This is a genomic window from Pseudomonas sp. AL10, assembly GCF_029960685.1.
GTDB classification, from domain to species: Bacteria; Pseudomonadota; Gammaproteobacteria; order Pseudomonadales; family Pseudomonadaceae; genus Aquipseudomonas; species Aquipseudomonas lactis.
The window spans coordinates 1-17923 of record NZ_JASBQZ010000048.1; the positions used below are offsets into that span (position 1 = coordinate 1).

Below are 17923 nucleotides of genomic sequence, written 5' to 3' on the forward strand. Positions count from 1 at the left end.
CACCGTCGAGGCGGTCCATGTTGGCTTCGGTGGCGTGGCCGGCGTTGGCGCCTTTAGCGGCTACTTCGCCTTCTTCTTCTTTGTCGAATTCGTCCCAGCTCAGCATGACGTGTCGTCTCCTGCGTGAGGGCTCAAAGGTGCCCGTGTGAAACCGGATGGTTGGGTGTTCACACGGCCCAAAGGCCGCGGTGGATCTTAAGGAATCGTTTGTTGCAGCTAGCGCACGCATTAAACGGAATAGGGCTACGGGTGCTCTGCGTGAGGCTTGAGGGGCGCAGCGGTAGGTGCAAGCTCGCGCGGGATGCCTCAGGTCTGGCTCTTCATCCCAGTGTAAAGGGATATTGCAGGCCCGATTTACCCGCGCATTATAGGGAAAAAATCGGGTTTGTGTTGTGACGGATGGTCACTGATTAGAGACAAAAAGGACGCTTTTGAAGCCGGGGTGAGAGTTTACGGGGGGTTACTACCGCAAGTTTTTTAGCAACTGGCACACGATCTCCGATCGTCGGCAAATTGCCATATGTCTTGCATAGGCTTTCACGTATCTCTACATTGCATATGTCAGGCATAGGTAGGAGCTGAATCATGCGCACAGTCTCAATTTTTAAAAACGGAAAGAACCAGGCTATTCGAATTCCAAACGAAATGGCTTATGAGGGAGTCGGCGAGCTCGAAATCACCCGCAACGGAGATACGATTACGTTGCGACCTATACGACCTAGCTGGGGGTCGTTGAGTGAGCTGCCCAAGGCGGACGAAGATTTTCTTCAGGAGCGTGAGGACGTTATTGGCGATGAAGGCAGGTTCAATCTGTGACGACATACATGCTGGATACCTGCATTTGCTCATTCATCATGCGTGAGCGGCCCGAGTGTGTGCTTGAGCGACTGGCATCGGAGGTGGCGAGGAGCAATCGAATCGTGATTTCGGCCATAACCTATGCCGAAATGCGATATGGGCAGATTGGGAAAAAGGCATCGCCCAAACACAAGACGTTAGTCGATGAGTTTGTGAAGCGACTCGATGAAGTGTTGCCGTGGGGCCTGGCGGCGGTGGACGCGACGGTTGAGGTGAAGCGAAGCCTGACCGAGCAAGGGTCGATCATCGGCCAAAATGATACTGCTATTGCAGGGCATGCAATTGCTTCGGGGTGTACGTTGGTGACCAACAATATTCGGGAATTCAGTCGCGTAGCGGGGTTGTCTTACGAGGATTGGGTCCACTAACCGTAGCGGGTGTTATGGCTGAAATCACCATCGCAGGCAAGCCAGCTCCCACAGTTGATGCGTGGTGTATTCAAGGGCGGGTTCTTGGCCGCAAGAACGATTTCTTGCGGCAATTAAGAATCCAACTTCAGAAGTTGTTAGCCGTTAGAGCAACCATTGCCCATCACTTGATAGTTAAGAATATGCCGCTGGCCTTGCGAATCTTCATATTCCATCTTCGCCGGTACAACTTCGCAGACTTCTGGAATGCTGCTCATGGACAAGACTTTGGCCACGTCCAAGTGTGTGCTGTAGGTGTAGTCCTCAACGATCGGGGCGTTCTGGCCGGCCAGTTCAGTCGGGGCTTCGTCAGCCAGGGCGGCGGTGGCGCACAGGCTGCTCAGGGCCATCACTAATAACGCTTTCATTGCTTCATTACCTTCTTCAGGGCGAAAGGGGGCACGGGGCCCTTGTGAGGCCGCGTGTGTCACTTAAAAGTTGGGAAGTTCGGATTAACGGTGCCTTCGTGGGGGCTGTTGCGTTGTTAATCTCGGTGCCTTGTTGGCGGAGTTGATTTTAGGCGCCTCGGTTATATTCATATACCCGTGGTTTTGATAAACACTTTTGGCGGTTTTTGTAACAATCCCTCGATCAAGATTTTTTCAGAAACCTGCCAGGCGCCGCAGCACGCGGGCCAGAGCGGTGAAACGGCATAGCAGGGCAATTTGTAGGGTCTTGTTACTACCATCGTCGAATGGTTCTATAGGCCCACCCCGGCTACAACAGGGGCCATACAACAACAACTATGTCACCGAGGTAAGAAAGATGAGTGCGGCTTCCCTGTACCCCGTTCGCCCCGAAGTAGCAGCCAACACGCTCACCGACGAGGCGACCTACAAGGCCATGTACCAGCAGTCGGTGGTCAACCCCGATGGCTTCTGGCGTGAGCAAGCCAAGCGCCTTGACTGGGTCAAGCCTTTCACCGCGGTCAAGCAAACCTCTTTCGACGACCACCATGTCGACATCAAATGGTTTGCCGATGGCACCCTGAACGTTTCCTACAATTGCCTGGACCGTCACCTCGCCGAGCGTGGCGACCAGATCGCGATCATCTGGGAGGGCGATGACCCTGCCGAGAGCCGCAACATCACCTACCGCGAGCTGCATGAAGAAGTCTGCAAGTTCGCCAACGCCCTGCGCGGCCAGGATGTGCATCGCGGCGATGTGGTGACTATCTATATGCCGATGATCCCCGAAGCCGTGGTCGCCATGCTGGCCTGTACCCGCATTGGCGCGATCCATTCGGTGGTGTTTGGCGGTTTCTCTCCGGAAGCCCTGGCCGGTCGCATCATCGACTGTAAGTCGAAAGTGGTGATTACCGCAGACGAAGGCATTCGTGCCGGTAAGAAGATTCCGCTGAAAGCTAACGTCGACGACGCACTGACCAACCCGGAAACCAGCAGCATCCAGAAGGTGATCGTGTGCAAGCGCACCAATGGTGCGATCAAGTGGAACCAGCATCGCGACATCTGGTACGAAGACCTGATGAAAGTGGCGGGCACCGTCTGCGCGCCAAAAGAGATGGGCGCCGAAGAAGCACTGTTCATCCTTTATACCTCCGGTTCCACCGGCAAGCCTAAGGGCGTGCAGCACACCACCGGTGGCTACTTGCTCTATGCAGCCCTGACCCACGAGCGCGTATTCGACTATCGCCCGGGCGAAATCTACTGGTGCACCGCCGACGTTGGCTGGGTCACCGGCCACACCTACATCGTCTACGGCCCGCTGGCCAATGGCGCGACCACGGTGCTGTTCGAGGGCGTGCCGAACTACCCGGACATCACCCGCGTGGCGAAGATTGTCGACAAGCACAAGGTCAACATTCTCTACACCGCACCGACCGCGATCCGCGCCATGATGGCTTCCGGCACCGCAGCCTGCGAAGGCGCCGACGGCAGTAGCCTGCGCCTGCTCGGTTCGGTGGGCGAGCCGATCAACCCGGAAGCCTGGGACTGGTACTACAAGAACGTCGGCCAATCCCGTTGCCCGATCGTCGACACTTGGTGGCAGACCGAAACCGGCGCCACGCTGATGAGCCCGCTGCCGGGCGCCCATGCGCTGAAGCCGGGTTCGGCGGCACGGCCGTTCTTCGGTGTGGTGCCGGCGCTGGTAGACAACCTGGGCAACATCATCGAAGGCGCCGCCGAGGGCAACCTGGTGATTCTGGATTCCTGGCCAGGCCAGGCGCGTACCCTGTACGGCGACCATGACCGTTTTGTCGACACCTACTTCAAGACCTTCCGTGGCATGTACTTCACCGGTGACGGTGCGCGTCGCGATGAGGACGGTTACTGGTGGATTACTGGCCGTGTGGATGACGTGCTGAACGTGTCCGGCCACCGCATGGGCACCGCCGAAATCGAAAGCGCCATGGTTGCTCACCCGAAAGTCGCCGAGGCGGCAGTGGTGGGCGTACCCCACGACATCAAGGGGCAGGGCATCTATGTGTACGTCACCCTGAAAAATGGCGAAGAACCCAATGAAGCGTTGCGCCTGGAGCTGAAGAACTGGGTGCGCAAGGAAATCGGGCCGATTGCCTCGCCGGATGTCATCCAGTGGGCACCGGGGCTGCCGAAAACGCGCTCGGGGAAAATCATGCGGCGCATTTTGCGCAAGATCGCCACGGCTGAATACGATGGGTTGGGGGATATCTCTACCCTGGCAGATCCGAGCGTGGTGGCGCATTTGATTGAAACGCACAAGACCATGAACGTCGCGTAAGCGGGGTAGGTGGGACAGAGCCCCATTCGGCGCAAGCCGGGTGGGGCTTTTTTGTAGGGCCTCAAGACCGCCCAGATTCAGTGTGGGAGCTGGCTTGCCTGCGATGAGGGTGTGTCAGGCAACGGTTGGCTGGCTGACACACCGCTATCGCAGGCAAGCCAGCTCCCACAGTTAAGATCGCATTTCATAGGAGGGGATGGATGGCGGTCTGACAGACCTGCATATCCACCAAGCCAATAAATATCGGTTTTTCCAGTAGGAGGTTTCTGAATGTTACCGGCCCGCTCAAATGTGTAACCGCCCGCACAAACCTGGGGCAATGGACCACGCCTACGCCCCGAAAAACCGCATTCTAGACACCCCCAAAAATAAGATTAAACGCCACACTTGCCGTGCTAGAAGGGTTTGCGAATAATAGGCCCGCAATTTGCAGCATCATCAGGTTTAATATCTTTTGTCTCTGCATAAAATTCAGGGGCTGTCAATGAGCTGGAACCGCTTTCTCAGTGCTTCTGTAAATTGTTGTCGCATTGAGGAAATATCGGCTTCCGGCCTGTCGTTAGAATGCCGATCACTCGCTCGTCGTCGCAGGGGTCGCCCGCGCAGGACGCAGCACGCTATTCGGTTACACCTTCGCCGCATCGTGGGCCATGGCTCATACTGCTGTTTTTGCCCTATACCGATGGAGTCCCAAGATGAAGAAACTCGTGCTGTTGGGCGCCCTGGCGCTGTCCGTGCTGTCCATGCAGGCTTTCGCCGAAGGCAAGCCGCTGAAAATTGGTATCGAAGCGGCTTACCCTCCGTTTGCCTCGAAGGCGCCGGATGGCAGCATCGTCGGTTTTGACTACGACATCGGCAACGCCCTGTGCAAGCAGATGGACGTCAAGTGCACCTGGGTCGAGCAGGAATTCGATGGTCTGATCCCGGCACTCAAAGTGCGTAAGATCGACGCGATCCTGTCGTCCATGTCCATCACTGACGACCGCAAGAAATCCGTGGACTTCACCACCCGTTACTACCTGAGCCCGGCGCGCCTGGTGATGAAGGAAGGCACCAACGTCAGCGACGGCCTGGATGAACTCAAAGACAAGACGATCGGCGTGCAGCGCGGTTCGATCCACGACCGTTTCGCCCGTGAAGTCCTGGCGCCAAAAGGTGCGAATATCAAGGGCTACAGTACCCAGAACGAAATCTACCTGGATGTGGCCGCCGGTCGTCTCGACGGTACCGTGGCTGACGCCACCCTGCTGCAAGACGGTTTCCTGAAAACCGACGCCGGCAAAGGCTACGCGTTTGTAGGCCCATCGTTCACCGAAGCCAAATACTTCGGCGACGGTATCGGCATCGCAGTGCGCAAAGGCGACAAAGAAAACCTTGAGCGCATCAATGCGGCCATCGCTGCAATCCGTGCCAACGGCGAATACAAGAAAATCCAGGACAAGTACTTCGACTTCGATATTTACGGCGCTGACGCCAAGTAACTCATCGCAGCTGTCTGTCCGAAATGGCGCAAGCAACAGTCATCCTGAAGTTTGCGCCATTTTTTCATCCCCCTTTTCGAGGACCTGAATCATGTTGAAAGGCTACGGGGCCGTTATCCTCGATGGCGCTTGGTTGACGCTTCAGCTCGCCTTGTCGTCCATGGCCTTGGCCATTGTTCTGGGTCTGATCGGGGTCGCGCTACGCCTATCGCCGGTACGCTGGCTGGCTTGGCTGGGCGACCTGTACTCCACGGTGATCCGCGGGATCCCCGACCTGGTGCTGATCCTGCTGATTTTCTACGGCGGCCAGGACTTGCTCAACCGCGTCGCGCCGTTGCTGGGCTTTGACGACTATATCGACTTGAACCCCTTGGCCGCCGGTATCGGCACCCTGGGTTTCATCTTTGGCGCCTACCTCTCGGAAACCTTCCGCGGCGCCTTCATGGCCATTCCCAAGGGGCAGGCTGAAGCCGGCCTGGCGTATGGCATGAGCAGTTTTCAGGTGTTTTTCCGGGTGATGGTGCCGCAGATGATTCGGCTGGCGATCCCTGGTTTTACCAACAACTGGCTGGTATTGACCAAGGCCACCGCGCTGATTTCGGTGGTGGGTCTGCAAGACATGATGTTCAAGGCCAAGCAGGCGGCAGACGCCACCCGCGAGCCTTTTACCTTCTTCCTCGCAGTGGCGGCGATGTACCTGGTGATCACCAGCGTGTCGTTGCTGGCCTTGCGTTACCTTGAGAAGCGCTACTCGGTAGGCGTAAGGGCGGCTGATCTATGATCTTCGACTACAACGTCATCTGGGAGGCCATGCCGCTGTACCTTGGCGGCTTGCTGACCACCCTGAAACTGCTCGCTATTTCGCTGTTTTTCGGCCTGCTCGCGGCCTTGCCCCTGGGCTTGATGCGCGTGTCCAAGCAGCCGATCGTCAATGGTGTGGCTTGGCTTTACACCTACGTGATCCGCGGCACGCCGATGCTGGTGCAGTTGTTTTTGATCTACTACGGCCTGGCCCAGTTCGAAGTGGTGCGCGAGAGCTTCCTGTGGCCGCTGCTGTCCAGTGCCACGTTCTGTGCGTGCCTGGCGTTTGCCATCAACACCAGCGCCTACACCGCCGAGATCATCGCCGGCAGCCTCAAGGCCACGCCCAACGGTGAGATCGAAGCGGCCAAGGCCATGGGCATGTCGCGCTACAAGCTGTACCGCCGCATCCTGTTGCCGTCGGCCCTGCGCCGCGCGCTGCCGCAGTACAGCAACGAAGTGATCATGATGCTGCAGACCACCAGCCTGGCCTCCATCGTCACGCTGATCGACATCACCGGTGCCGCGCGTACCGTGAACGCTCAGTACTACCTGCCGTTCGAAGCCTATATCACCGCCGGCCTGTTCTACCTGTGCCTGACCTTCATCCTGGTGCGCCTGTTCAAGTTGGCCGAGCGCCGCTGGCTGAGCTACCTGGCTCCACGGAAGCACTGATATGGAACGTATCGACCATCTGCTGCCCTGGGGGCACCTGGGCTGTGAGCGCCAGCTGAGCGTGTTTCGTTTCGGCAGTGGCGAGCGCAAGGCCTATATCCAGGCCAGCCTGCACGCCGATGAATTGCCTGGCATGCGCGCCGCCTGGGAACTGAAAAAGCGCCTTGTGGCGCTGGAACAGCAAGGCGCGCTCAATGGCGTGATCGAGTTGGTGCCGGTCGCCAACCCGATGGGCCTCGGCCAGTTGTTGCAGGGCAGCCACCAGGGGCGTTTCGAAGTCGGCAGCGGCAAGAATTTCAACCGCGATTTTGTCGAGCTGAGCGAGCCGGTCGGCGCATTGCTGCAAGGCAAGCTGGGTGATGACCCGCACGCCAATGTGCGCCTGATCCGCCAGGCCATGAGCGATGCGCTCGACGCCTTGCCCGAACCGAGCAGCCAGCTGCAAGGTATGCAACGCATCCTGCTGAGCCACGCCTGCACCGCCGATGTGGTGCTGGACCTGCATTGCGACGCTGAAGCCGCGCTGCATATGTACGCGCTGCCCCAGCACTGGCCGCAGTGGCGATCGCTATCGGCGCATTTGAATGTGAAGGTCGGCTTGCTCGCGGAAGATTCCGGCGGCAGTTCGTTTGACGAGGCGTGCTCGTTGCCATGGCTGCGTTTGTCGCGGATGTTCCCCGAGGCCCAGATTCCGCTGGCCTGTTTGGCGACGACGCTGGAGTTGGGCGGCCAGGCCGATACTGGCCGTGATGAGGCGATCTTCCACGCCGAAGGCATCCTCGCATTCCTTGCCGAACAAGGCTTGATCAAGGGGCAATGGCCCGCGCCGCAACACGAGCCGTGCGAAGGCGTGCCGTTCGAAGGCACCGAGTTGTTGTTCGCGCCCCACGCCGGGGTGATCAGTTACCTGCGTAAAGCGGGCGACTGGGTAGAAACCGGCGACGAGATTTTTGAAGTGATTGACCCCCTGACCGATCGCGTAAGCACTATCTGCGCGGGCACCTCGGGGGTGTTGTTTGCCGTTGAACGGCTACGTTATGCCCAAGCGGGTTTCTGGCTGGCCAAGGTGGCGGGGCGCGAAGCGCTGCGCTGCGGGCGCTTGCTCAACGACTGACCACCTGTTTTTGTGAGAACCGACCGCATGTACAAGCTTGAAGTCCAAGACCTGCATAAACGCTATGGCAGTCATGAAGTGCTCAAGGGTGTATCCCTGGCAGCTGCCGCCGGTGATGTGATCAGCATCATCGGCTCCAGTGGTTCGGGCAAAAGTACCTTTTTGCGCTGCATCAACCTGCTCGAGCAACCCCACGCCGGCAAGATTCTGCTCAATAACGAAGAGCTCAAACTGGTCGCCAACAAAGACGGCGCCATGAAGGCCGCCGACCCCAAGCAGTTGCAGCGCATGCGTTCGCGCCTGTCCATGGTGTTCCAGCATTTCAACCTGTGGTCGCACATGACCGCGCTTGAAAACGTAATGGAAGCCCCGGTGCACGTGCTGGGCGTGTCGAAGAAAGAAGCCCGTGAAAAGGCCGAGCACTACCTGGCTAAAGTCGGTGTGGGTCATCGTAAGGATGCGTTCCCCGGCCATATGTCCGGCGGTGAGCAGCAACGCGTGGCGATTGCCCGCGCCCTGGCGATGGAACCGGAGGTGATGCTGTTCGACGAACCGACCTCGGCGCTCGACCCAGAGCTGGTAGGCGAAGTCCTCAAGGTGATGCAGGACCTGGCCCAGGAAGGCCGCACCATGGTGGTGGTGACTCACGAAATGGGCTTTGCCCGCGAAGTGTCGAACCAGTTGGTGTTTTTGCACAAAGGCGTGGTTGAAGAACGCGGTAACCCGCGGGAAGTGCTGGTGAACCCGCAGTCGGAACGTTTGCAGCAGTTCCTCTCTGGCAGCTTGAAATAATCAAGACTGCTTTTGTGCACCGCGATAGTGCATGCTCCGCAGTCTTGAGGTGAGCCCCGATCTCCTGTGGGAGCTGGCTTGCCTGCGATAGCGATGCATCAGTCAATGATGTGTTAACTGACCTACCGCTATCGCAGGCAAGCCAGCTCCCACTTTTGATCTCAGTTTGTTTTGGGATTTGTAGTTGATTACGGGCTAGCATTGGCCCATGCCCTCATCACTGTTTTCGCTTTGGATAGCACTCCATGACCGCCCACAAAATTGGTTTCCTGATTTGGCCCAGCACAAAAGCCCTTACGCTTGCGCTGGCTGAGGAGGCCTTGCGCGTTGCCCAGCGGGTGCATCCGGATGTGATCTACGAGCTGTCGTTTTTGCTCGCAGAGCCCGCCATCGAAGGTGCCTGGCAACTGCCGGGTGAGCCGTGGGCCGGTAAGCTGGAGGGCTTTCAGAAGCTGTTCCTGTTGGCCGACGAACCGCCGACGGTCATCGCTTCGCCACTGAGTTCCGCGCTCAAGCAGCTTGTTCGGGCGGGGTGTGTAATCGGCGGCTTGTCGGCGGGTGTGTACCCGCTGGCCCAGTTGGGCCTGCTCGATGGCTACCGCGCCGCCGTGCACTGGCGCTGGCAGGACGATTTCGCCGAGCGTTTCCCCAAGGTCATTGCCACCAGCCATCTATTTGACTGGGACCGCGATCGCCTCACCGCCTGCGGCGGCATGTCGGTACTCGACCTGCTGTTGGCGGTATTGGCCCGTGATCACGGCGCCGAGCTGGCCGGTGCGGTGTCCGAAGAGCTGGTGGTGGAGCGCATCCGTGAAGGCGGCGAGCGCCAGCGCATCCCGTTGCAAAACCGCCTGGGTTCCAGCCACCCGAAGCTGACCCAGGCGGTTTTGCTGATGGAGGCCAATATCGAAGAGCCGCTGACCACTGACGAAATCGCCCAACATGTGTGCGTATCGCGACGACAGCTTGAACGGATTTTCAAGCAATACCTCAACCGCGTTCCCAGCCAGTACTACCTGGAGCTGCGCCTGAACAAGGCGCGCCAGATGCTGATGCAAACCAGCAAGTCGATCATCCAGATCGGCTTGTCGTGCGGCTTCTCCTCGGGGCCGCACTTCTCCAGCGCCTACCGCAATTTCTTCGGCGCCACCCCTCGCGAAGACCGTAACCAGCGGCGCAGCAGCAGCCCGTTCGAGTTGTCGTCGGTGCCCTCCGAGCGCGGTTGAGCTGCGCTCAGGGTTCGTTGTCTGTTTCGGATGAAGTCGGGGAGCGTGAGCCGGAGTCGTCTGGCGCGGGCTGTCGAGCTTGGGCTACATCGAAATCCACTGCCATGCGGTTGTAATAGCGACGCAGGAGGGCAAGCGCCGCAGGTGAGAATGCGTTGTCGCTCAGGTCAAAACCAGCCGCTGAGTCCGGGTCCACTTCAAGCAGATCCGTAGGCAGTTCGGTGATGCGGTTATCGCTCAGATTCAGTTGGGTGAGTGACGTCAGATTGAACACCCCGTGCGGCACTTCGGTAAGCCCTGCGTTCTCCATCATCAGGGTCTCCAGGCTGGACATTTTGCTGACGTCGGGCGTCAGCGCCAGCGGGTTATCGCTCAGGTCCAGGTATTCCAGGGTGTGCAGGTCGCTCAAGGCGGCGACACTGTCGGCGGTCAGGCGCAGATTGCATTGGGTCAGGCTGAGTGTGGTCAACTTGGGCAGCTTGAAGACGCCGGCGGGAATGTCTTGCAGGGCATAGCGGTGGATCAGCAGGCTTTCCAGATTGGGGAAGCGTTCAAGAAAACCGTCGGGTATCGAGGTGGTTTCCTGGGCCCTTAGGTCCAGCTTGGAAATATGCTTGAAATCCACATTCAGTTTGGGCAGGTCGCCCAACAGCGGCGACGCCAACGCCATTTGATGAGATTGTGTCAGCGGGTCATGGCTCAAATCCAGGCTGGTTTCACGTCGCCAGCCTTGCTCCAGCAGGCCGCTGACTTCCCCTCGGATAAGTTGCTGCTGTACGCGAGCCTGTTCGTCCATGGGCACGTCCGTGAAGGGGTAGCGTTCAGGCACATCCACGACCCATTCCTGCAGGTCGGCTTGCAAGCGTTCGTAGTCGGCCTTGAGGCGCACGAGAATTGCCATCGAATCATCCAGCCCGCCCGGCAGCCTGAAGATAAATTGATTGGCCTCGGGAGCGTTGTAGGTCGGGTAAAGCGCCTGGACCAGGCGAACCTCCTCTGGATTGGCTTGGACGCCAAAATGTTCCCCGGTGCTCTGACAGTAGGTTTTTATCCGTTCCAGGGTTGCGCGCGTCAACGGGTTGCCGGAAAGATCGTAGGCCTTGGCAGCGCTGGCGGGCAACGAATACAGGGCTTCTGGCAGCCTGCGCAGGTTATTGTGGCTGAGATTGGCGTTGGCCAGCCGAGGCCGATTGAGCAGGCCTGTGGGAAAGACGGAAATACTGCAGTGGCTCAGGTTGAGTGTCCGCAGGTTGGCCATGTTTTCGAAATTGGGCGCCAGCACCAGCGGGTTGTTGGACAGGTCAAGGGTATGCAGTTCGGTCAGGTTGGCCAGGGCTGCACGGGTTGGGGTGGTCAGGTTGAGTGCGCAGCCGCGCAGTGCCAGCGCGTTAAGGTGGGTCAATGCACTGATTTCCCCGGGCAGTGTGCTGAGGGTAATGTCGCTGATGGCCAGTCGGCGCAATCCGGGGAAGTGTGCCAGGAAGCCCGGCGTGCCGCGGGTGGTCAAGTAGCCCTGGAATTCCAGGGTGGTGATGTGCCCAAGGCGGGTATCGAGTGCTGGCAGTTCGCCGTAAATGGGCTGATTGAGTTGCAGCAGGTGACCGTTGTCATAAGCGGGGTCCACGGGGGTGTTGTGGCGCCAGGCGCCGATCAGTTTTTGTGACCAGAGAAAGCGATTTTGCTGTTCTGCAGCAATCTGCGAGCGGTTCAGTGGCAGGTCTGTACCCACAAAGGTCTGCGGCACGTTCTGCTGCCATGTCCGCAGGTTGGTTTCCAGTTGTGAGAACTCATTCTTCAGAAATCGAAGGGTACCCAAAGGCGTGCCGGGATCGTTATGCATGGCGGCGAGTACGGCCGTCAACTCGCCGGTGCTCAGTTGCGGGTACAGCTCATGCAACCGAGTCTCCAGCGAGGCATCATCGCTGCTGCCAGCGGTGACCGGGTTGGCGTCGTAGCCTTCCATGCCGCCGGGCAGGCGCATGAATGTCGGGTCATAGGGCGGTTTGAGCAGCGGAACTTCGGCCAGCAGAACGCCAAGTTCGTCACGTGCCAATGTGTGTTGGCGCAAGGTTTCTCTCAGGTGTGGGCCTTGGCCTATCTGCATAGCCAGTGCGTCGCGCTGTGCATCGGGGAGTGCCTGGAGCACGGCGGTGTAGAAATCGGTTTCGCCAAGCAGGGAGCCCGTGCTGTCTTCGGGAATGTAAGCGCCTTCGATGGTGCGTAGCAGCAGGCGTTGGATGGGCGCCTGGGCGGGGCCGATGGCGTCGCGCAGGTGGCCGTCGCGCTTGAAGTCGCGAACTTCCAGGCGCACCTGTGGCGACCAGCCCGGCAGTTTTTCCAGGGAGTGCAGGGCGAGTCGATGGGTGTCGCCGCTCTCCAGCGCGGCCATGTACAGGCCTTCATAGGCCCGGCTGATTCTGACCTGATGGGCCGCCCAGCGTGCGCGTTCGACCAGGTGCGAAGGCAGCGTGCCCTGGTCGATGTCGAGCAGGTCCTGGCCGTTGGCACTGAGCAGGACTTCTTCGGCCGCGCTGACGGGCAGGCCCGGTGTGCTGTCGATGACCTTTTGCACGCGTGCATCGGTGGTCAGTTCCAGGCCTCGATAGCGCGCGTCGAACATCGAAGCGCGTTTATCCTCGGCCCTGCGTGCCAGCTGTTTGCGCAGCTTGGCGGCACGCACATGCAGTTGGGTGATCGGGGTGCCGAAGTCTTCCTCCAGCAAAGTCTTGCGCTCTGACTCGTCGAGGGTTTCCAGCAGGGTCTTGAGCAGGTCGCCGTTGTTCATCTGTGCTTCATGAATTTGTGCCACCGCCGCATTTTCCCAGCCTGGGTGTTCCCATACGGTTTCGCCTTTGGCATTCAGAAAGCGCAGGGTCTTGGATTCTGGCCACAGGCCGGTCTGGCTGAGCAGCCAGAGTTGGGTCTGCGTGTCGGCCTTTGAATAAACCTGCGGGTCGTCGCTGTTCATCTGGTCGATGAAGTCTTGAAGTTGCTGGTCGATATGGATGCGCTTGAGGCTGTCGGCCAGCAAGGGCGGTGGCGGTTGGCGGTCCATGTAGAGTTTGCGCAAGGCGCCATCGTCTGTGCTGCTGATGCGTTGCGCCTGTTCCAGGCCGGTTTCGCTGAGTGCGTTGGCGGGCTCGCCGAGTCTGCGCAACAAGGTGCTGCGATGCCATGTCAGCGGGTGATCCAGTGGGGTTATCCAGGCGCCTTTGCCATTGCCGATAACGGGCGGTTGGTAGGCATGCACGTGGCTTGGGTGCGCCAGCACGGCGTTGCCCGCTTGTTGCTTGACGGCAAAGTGTTGCCCTTCAAGGGGTAGGATCTGTTTGTCCCCATAGGCATGCAATCCATCGGCTTTGGGGCGTGAGGCGGCGGGCAACTGAAGGTCGTGGGCGTAGGGGCTCAGGTCCGGGTTCCACAGGCGCGTTTTGCCGTCGTCCGAGGTGACCGGATGCAGGCGCTCGAAAAACGCCCAGACTTCCCGAGGCAGTGCCTGGCGTAGCAGCCCTTCGGCAATCGGTGCGCCGACCGCGAACATACCCAATTGAACCATTTGCTCCAGGATCGACATCAGGTGCCCGAACGCTTGGCGCTTGAGGCCCTCGGCCCAATCAATGATGCCTTCGAACACGTCGTCGAGCAGTTGATAGGCGGTGTAGCCGAGCATCAGCAGGCCGAGGGGGGGAATGAACGGCGTGGCGATGAAAGCGGCGATTTCGAGCAGGGTTTTGCCGATTTTTGCCACGATGTCCCAACGTTGCCAGCGTGCCTTACTGTCGGCGTCGGCGGTGGACACGGCAATGTTGTGCGCGTCATTGAGCAGCCTGTTGAGTTTGCTTTCATAGAGGCGTTCGTACAGCTCGCCCGTGATTTTCGTCGCGTGCAACTGCAGCTTGGGATTGGCCACAGGTTCGGCGCGCCAGGTCGGCCTGGGGTCGCCGGGGAGGGGGTGATGCCAGGTAATCTGGGACAAGCGGTTATGCAGGTTGGCAAAGAAATTGGCGCGGTGCTCGTGGCTTATAAAGCGGCTAAAGAATGCCTGGTAATCGGCATCGCGCAATTTGCCGGTCAGGTCTTGAATGAATGCGATGCCATCGCGGTAATACTTGAGCGGTGCCTGTGGGTCGCCGGGAATGTACGCCACCACGGGCACTGCGCTGTGGTGCAGTTCCAGGTCTGCGGCGAACAGCACAATGCCGGCCAGTGGTGCGCCCATCAGGCTCAGCTCGTGGCTGAGCAGCGTCTTGCCGTCGAGCGTCAGGCCGCTGATGCCTTTGAGTTGGGCCTGGAGCGTGCGTAACACCCGCTCGCTGCCGTCCTTTTTCAGGCGCGCCAGGTGTACGGCAGTTTGGGCCTCGGCTTTGAGACTCTCGATGACAGTGCTGCGCAGCGAAGCCTTGCGTTTGGCATCTTTGAAGCCGAAAAATGTCTTGAGGTAGTTCTGGTATTGCGCACCGATGTCCAGTTCACGGCACAGCCTGACGAAGGTCTGGATGCTGACTTTGCTGTTCACTGAGGGCAGGGTGTCGAATTGCCCGGTGGCGGTGGGTTGGGTAATGAAGCTGGAGTCTGCGGTGAAGGCAGCTTTCTCGCTCTCTGCTGCGTCGAAGTTATGCAGTGCGGCGTCCACCAACGACACGGTCCAGACTTTGACGCCGCCAGTTTCTATGGGAAACAGCGGGATCGTCAGGGGCGCATACAGGCGCAGATGGGTGGTGCTGACATTGATGTCCACGCCCCAGCGGGTCTTGAGCGCCTGTTGCAAAAGCGGTGCGGCGAAGGCTTGCGGTGTCTTGAGGTCGGCCAGTGCCGTGTCCACTTTGCTTTGCGCGGTCCAACTCTGCTCCACCGCCTGCTTGAGGGGCGCGTGTTGCTGGCGGCTGGCGTCGGCCTGCCAGTTGGCAATGTCCAGTGGTGCATTCTTCAAGGCTTGGCGCTTGTCATCCGAGGCGCTTGCCAGCCAGGCCGGCAGGCGTGTGTGAAACCCAGCAGGTACTTGGTTGGCGGCGACTGCGAGGCGTTGGCTGATTGTCGTGGGGTAGGGCGTGGGCACGGGGCTGATCCTTCAGTGGGGGCGAGTCACTGTCATCACAGCAAGCCTGATGGGTTCGCGGGCAGCAAATAGTTAAGGCATTAGGCGAAAATCAGCGGGCCGTGCCTCTGCCTCTCACTGAGCGCAGCGTTTACACTGCGCCATTGCGACGCAATATGTCGCATTGCCGTAAACCCGCCTAAAACCGGGGTTGGCGCTATAAGAAGTTGTCGCTTGGCGACAAGGTGGCGCTGAAAACTGTCCTTACAATCCCTGCATCGCTTGCCAGTTCCAGGCAGGCGTTCCTCTTCAGGAGACTCCGATGTCCGTTGAGCAAGCCCCGGTGCAACGTGCCGATTTCGACCAAGTGATGGTGCCCAACTACGCACCTGCTGCCTTTATCCCCGTGCGTGGCGCAGGTTCGCGCGTATGGGACCAGGCCGGTCGCGAGCTGATCGACTTTGCCGGCGGCATCGCGGTCAACGTATTGGGCCACGCGCACCCGGCGCTGGTGGGGGCACTGACCGAACAGGCCAACACGCTGTGGCATGTCTCCAACGTGTTCACCAACGAGCCGGCCTTGCGCCTGGCCCACAAACTGATCGACGCCACCTTTGCCGAGCGCGTGTTCTTCTGCAACTCTGGCGCCGAAGCCAACGAGGCCGCCTTCAAGCTGGCCCGTCGCGTGGCGTTCGACCGTTTTGGCAGCGAGAAGTACGAGATCATCGCCGCGCTGAACAGCTTCCACGGTCGTACCCTGTTCACCGTCAACGTCGGTGGCCAGTCGAAGTACTCCGATGGTTTCGGGCCTAAAATCACCGGCATCACCCACGTTCCTTATAACGACCTGGCTGCGCTGAAGGCGGCGGTGACCGATAAGACCTGCGCCGTGGTTCTGGAACCGATCCAGGGCGAAGGCGGTGTATTGCCGGCCGAACTGGCTTACCTGCAAGGCGCTCGCGAGCTGTGCGACGCCCACGACGCACTGTTGGTATTCGACGAAGTGCAAACCGGCATGGGCCGCACCGGCCACCTGTTTGCCTACCAGCATTACGGCGTGACGCCAGACATCCTCACCAGCGCCAAGAGCCTGGGCGGCGGTTTCCCGATTGCGGCGATGCTTACCCGTGAAGACTTGGCCAAGCACCTGGTGGTCGGCACCCACGGCACCACCTACGGCGGAAACCCGCTGGCGTGCGCGGTAGCGGAAGCGGTGATCGACGTGATCAACACCCCAGAAGTGCTGGCGGGTGTGAATGCCAAGCACGACCTGTTCAAGGCGCGCCTGGAGCAGATCGGTAAGCAGTACGGCATCTTCACCCAAGTGCGTGGCATGGGCCTGCTGATCGGTTGCGTGTTGAGCGATGCGTTCAAAGGCAAGGCCAAGGACGTGTTCAACGCGGCCGAGAAAGAGAACTTGATGATCCTGCAAGCCGGCCCCGACGTGGTGCGTTTTGCACCGAGCCTGGTGGTGGAAGAGGCGGACATCAACGAAGGCCTGGATCGTTTTGAGCGTGCTGTGAAGACGTTGACGCAAGCCTGATAGCGACACATTTTATTGGCCGGACCTGAACAAATGTGGGAGCTGGCTTGCCTGCGATAGCATCACCTCGGTGCCGTTGATAGACCGAGTTGCCTGTATCGCAGGCAAGCCAGCTCCCACATGGATCTGCTGACACATTGAGACCGATGTGTATCCAGGGCCCGTGTCCGGCATTTTTTCCTCTGTGAGTTTTCGAGTTAAGGAGTGACACCATGCTGGTGATGCGCCCCGCGCAAATGGCTGATCTGGGCGAGGTACAGCGTCTGGCTGCGGACAGCCCGATTGGTGTCACCTCCTTGCCGGATGATGTGGAACGCCTGAGTGACAAGATCGCGGCCAGCGAAGCGTCCTTCGCCGCCGAGGTGAGTTTCAACGGTGAAGAGAGCTATTTCTTCGTGCTGGAAGACACCGAGACCGGCAAGCTGGCCGGCTGCTCGGCTATCGTTGCCTCGGCCGGTTACTCCGAGCCGTTCTACAGCTTTCGTAACGAAACCTTCGTGCACGCCTCCCGCGAGCTGAAGATCCACAACAAGATCCACGTGCTTTCCCAGTGCCACGACCTTACCGGCAACAGCCTGCTCACCAGCTTCTATGTGGTGCCGGAACTGGTCGGTTCGCCGTGGTCGGAACTCAATTCCCGTGGCCGCCTGCTTTTTGTTGCCAGCCATCCCGAGCGCTTTGCCGACTCGGTGGTGACCGAGATTGTCGGCTACAGCGACGAGAACGGTGACTCGCCGTTCTGGGATGCCATCGGCCGCAACTTCTTCGACCTCAACTACGCCGCCGCCGAGCGCCTGTGCGGGCTGAAAAGCCGTACCTTCCTCGCCGAGCTGATGCCGCACTATCCGATCTACGTGCCGCTGCTGCCGGACGAAGCGCAAGAGGCCATGGGCCAGGTGCACCCGCGTGCGCAAATCACCTTCGACATCCTCATGCGTGAAGGCTTCGAAACTGACCATTACATCGACATCTTCGACGGTGGCCCGACGCTGCACGCCCGGGTCTCGGGCATTCGCTCGATCGCCCAGAGCCGCGTAGTGCCGGTGAAGATCGGTGAGATGGTCAAGGGCGTTGGCCGCCAGTACCTGGTGAGCAACGCGCAGTTGCAGGATTACCGTGCGGTGATGCTGGAGCTGGACTACGCGCCCGGCAAACCGGTGACCCTGGACCTGGCGGCCGCCGAAGCGCTGGGTGTTGGCGAAGGCGCCAGCGTGCGCCTGGTTGCGGTTTAAAAAGAGAGTTTCGCGGGTGGCTGACAACAGCGGCCCGT

General features: G+C 59.5%; 13 protein-coding genes. 11 read left to right on the forward strand and 2 right to left on the reverse strand.

The genetic code is table 11. The features are described from left to right. The first annotated feature begins 585 nt into the window (after positions 1-585). Both vapB and QK296_RS25725 read left to right on the forward strand, forming a co-directional pair. Positions 586-816, forward strand: coding sequence for a type II toxin-antitoxin system VapB family antitoxin (vapB, locus tag QK296_RS25720; RefSeq protein ID WP_003193638.1), 231 nt, complete (start codon positions 586-588; stop codon positions 814-816). Further along, positions 813-1226, forward strand: coding sequence for a type II toxin-antitoxin system VapC family toxin (locus tag QK296_RS25725; RefSeq protein ID WP_003193637.1), 414 nt, complete (start codon positions 813-815; stop codon positions 1224-1226). Before vapB ends, QK296_RS25725 begins: the two co-directional genes overlap by 4 nt. Positions 1227-1363: 137 nt before the next feature. Here the strand turns inward: QK296_RS25725 and QK296_RS25730 are convergent, their stop codons facing one another. Continuing rightward, complete coding sequence (locus QK296_RS25730) at positions 1364-1633, reverse strand: DUF2790 domain-containing protein (protein WP_003193635.1); 270 nt, start codon at positions 1631-1633, stop codon at positions 1364-1366. A gap of 397 nt (positions 1634-2030) precedes the next feature. Here QK296_RS25730 and acs point away from each other — a divergent pair, with 397 nt between their 5' ends. The 7 genes from acs to argR all read left to right on the forward strand — a co-directional run bounded on the left by acs (position 2031) and on the right by argR (position 10075). Then, the gene (gene acs / locus QK296_RS25735) at positions 2031-3986 is read left to right on the forward strand and encodes an acetate--CoA ligase (protein WP_003193632.1); all 1956 of its coding nucleotides are present in this window, start codon (positions 2031-2033) and stop codon (positions 3984-3986) included. A gap of 695 nt (positions 3987-4681) precedes the next feature. Next, the gene (locus tag QK296_RS25740; protein ID WP_169857101.1) at positions 4682-5467 is read left to right on the forward strand and encodes an ABC transporter substrate-binding protein; all 786 of its coding nucleotides are present in this window, start codon (positions 4682-4684) and stop codon (positions 5465-5467) included. A 91-nt stretch (positions 5468-5558) separates the two neighbouring features. Then, complete coding sequence (locus QK296_RS25745) at positions 5559-6248, forward strand: ABC transporter permease (RefSeq protein WP_003193627.1); 690 nt, start codon at positions 5559-5561, stop codon at positions 6246-6248. After that, complete coding sequence (locus QK296_RS25750) at positions 6245-6943, forward strand: ABC transporter permease (protein WP_120249166.1); 699 nt, start codon at positions 6245-6247, stop codon at positions 6941-6943. The genes QK296_RS25745 and QK296_RS25750 overlap by 4 nt, the downstream gene beginning before the upstream one ends. Before the next feature lies 1 nt (position 6944). Further along, positions 6945-8057 (forward strand): succinylglutamate desuccinylase/aspartoacylase family protein, encoded by a 1113-nt coding sequence (locus tag QK296_RS25755; RefSeq protein ID WP_282391773.1) that lies wholly within the window; start codon positions 6945-6947, stop codon positions 8055-8057. A gap of 27 nt (positions 8058-8084) precedes the next feature. Further along, positions 8085-8849, forward strand: coding sequence for an ATP-binding cassette domain-containing protein (locus tag QK296_RS25760; RefSeq protein ID WP_003193620.1), 765 nt, complete (start codon positions 8085-8087; stop codon positions 8847-8849). Positions 8850-9094: 245 nt separating this feature from the next. Continuing rightward, positions 9095-10075 (forward strand): transcriptional regulator ArgR, encoded by a 981-nt coding sequence (argR, locus tag QK296_RS25765; protein ID WP_003193618.1) that lies wholly within the window; start codon positions 9095-9097, stop codon positions 10073-10075. A 7-nt stretch (positions 10076-10082) separates the two neighbouring features. Here argR and QK296_RS25770 read toward each other — a convergent pair whose 3' ends face one another. After that, positions 10083-15131, reverse strand: coding sequence for a DUF6543 domain-containing protein (locus tag QK296_RS25770; protein WP_282391777.1), 5049 nt, complete (start codon positions 15129-15131; stop codon positions 10083-10085). Between the two features lie 301 nt (positions 15132-15432). On the opposite strand from QK296_RS25770, the gene QK296_RS25775 reads away from it, so the two are divergent. Together QK296_RS25775 and aruF are read left to right on the forward strand one after the other, a co-directional pair. Further along, positions 15433-16653 (forward strand): aspartate aminotransferase family protein, encoded by a 1221-nt coding sequence (locus QK296_RS25775; protein WP_003193615.1) that lies wholly within the window; start codon positions 15433-15435, stop codon positions 16651-16653. A 212-nt stretch (positions 16654-16865) separates the two neighbouring features. Continuing rightward, positions 16866-17885, forward strand: a complete 1020-nt coding sequence (gene aruF, locus QK296_RS25780) for an arginine/ornithine succinyltransferase subunit alpha (protein WP_003175655.1) — start codon at positions 16866-16868, stop codon at positions 17883-17885. The last annotated feature ends 38 nt before the right edge of the window (positions 17886-17923 follow it).

Coding starts and splice junctions, on each gene's coding strand:
- QK296_RS25775 (WP_003193615.1), top strand. CDS start 15,433: ATGTCCGTTGAGCAAGCCCCGGTGCAACGTGCCGATTTCGACCAAGTG.
- QK296_RS25760 (WP_003193620.1), top strand. CDS start 8,085: ATGTACAAGCTTGAAGTCCAAGACCTGCATAAACGCTATGGCAGTCAT.
- QK296_RS25730 (WP_003193635.1), bottom strand. CDS start 1,633: ATGAAAGCGTTATTAGTGATGGCCCTGAGCAGCCTGTGCGCCACCGCC.
- QK296_RS25755 (WP_282391773.1), top strand. CDS start 6,945: ATGGAACGTATCGACCATCTGCTGCCCTGGGGGCACCTGGGCTGTGAG.
- QK296_RS25745 (WP_003193627.1), top strand. CDS start 5,559: ATGTTGAAAGGCTACGGGGCCGTTATCCTCGATGGCGCTTGGTTGACG.
- vapB (WP_003193638.1), top strand. CDS start 586: ATGCGCACAGTCTCAATTTTTAAAAACGGAAAGAACCAGGCTATTCGA.
- argR (WP_003193618.1), top strand. CDS start 9,095: ATGACCGCCCACAAAATTGGTTTCCTGATTTGGCCCAGCACAAAAGCC.
- QK296_RS25750 (WP_120249166.1), top strand. CDS start 6,245: ATGATCTTCGACTACAACGTCATCTGGGAGGCCATGCCGCTGTACCTT.
- acs (WP_003193632.1), top strand. CDS start 2,031: ATGAGTGCGGCTTCCCTGTACCCCGTTCGCCCCGAAGTAGCAGCCAAC.
- aruF (WP_003175655.1), top strand. CDS start 16,866: ATGCTGGTGATGCGCCCCGCGCAAATGGCTGATCTGGGCGAGGTACAG.
- QK296_RS25740 (WP_169857101.1), top strand. CDS start 4,682: ATGAAGAAACTCGTGCTGTTGGGCGCCCTGGCGCTGTCCGTGCTGTCC.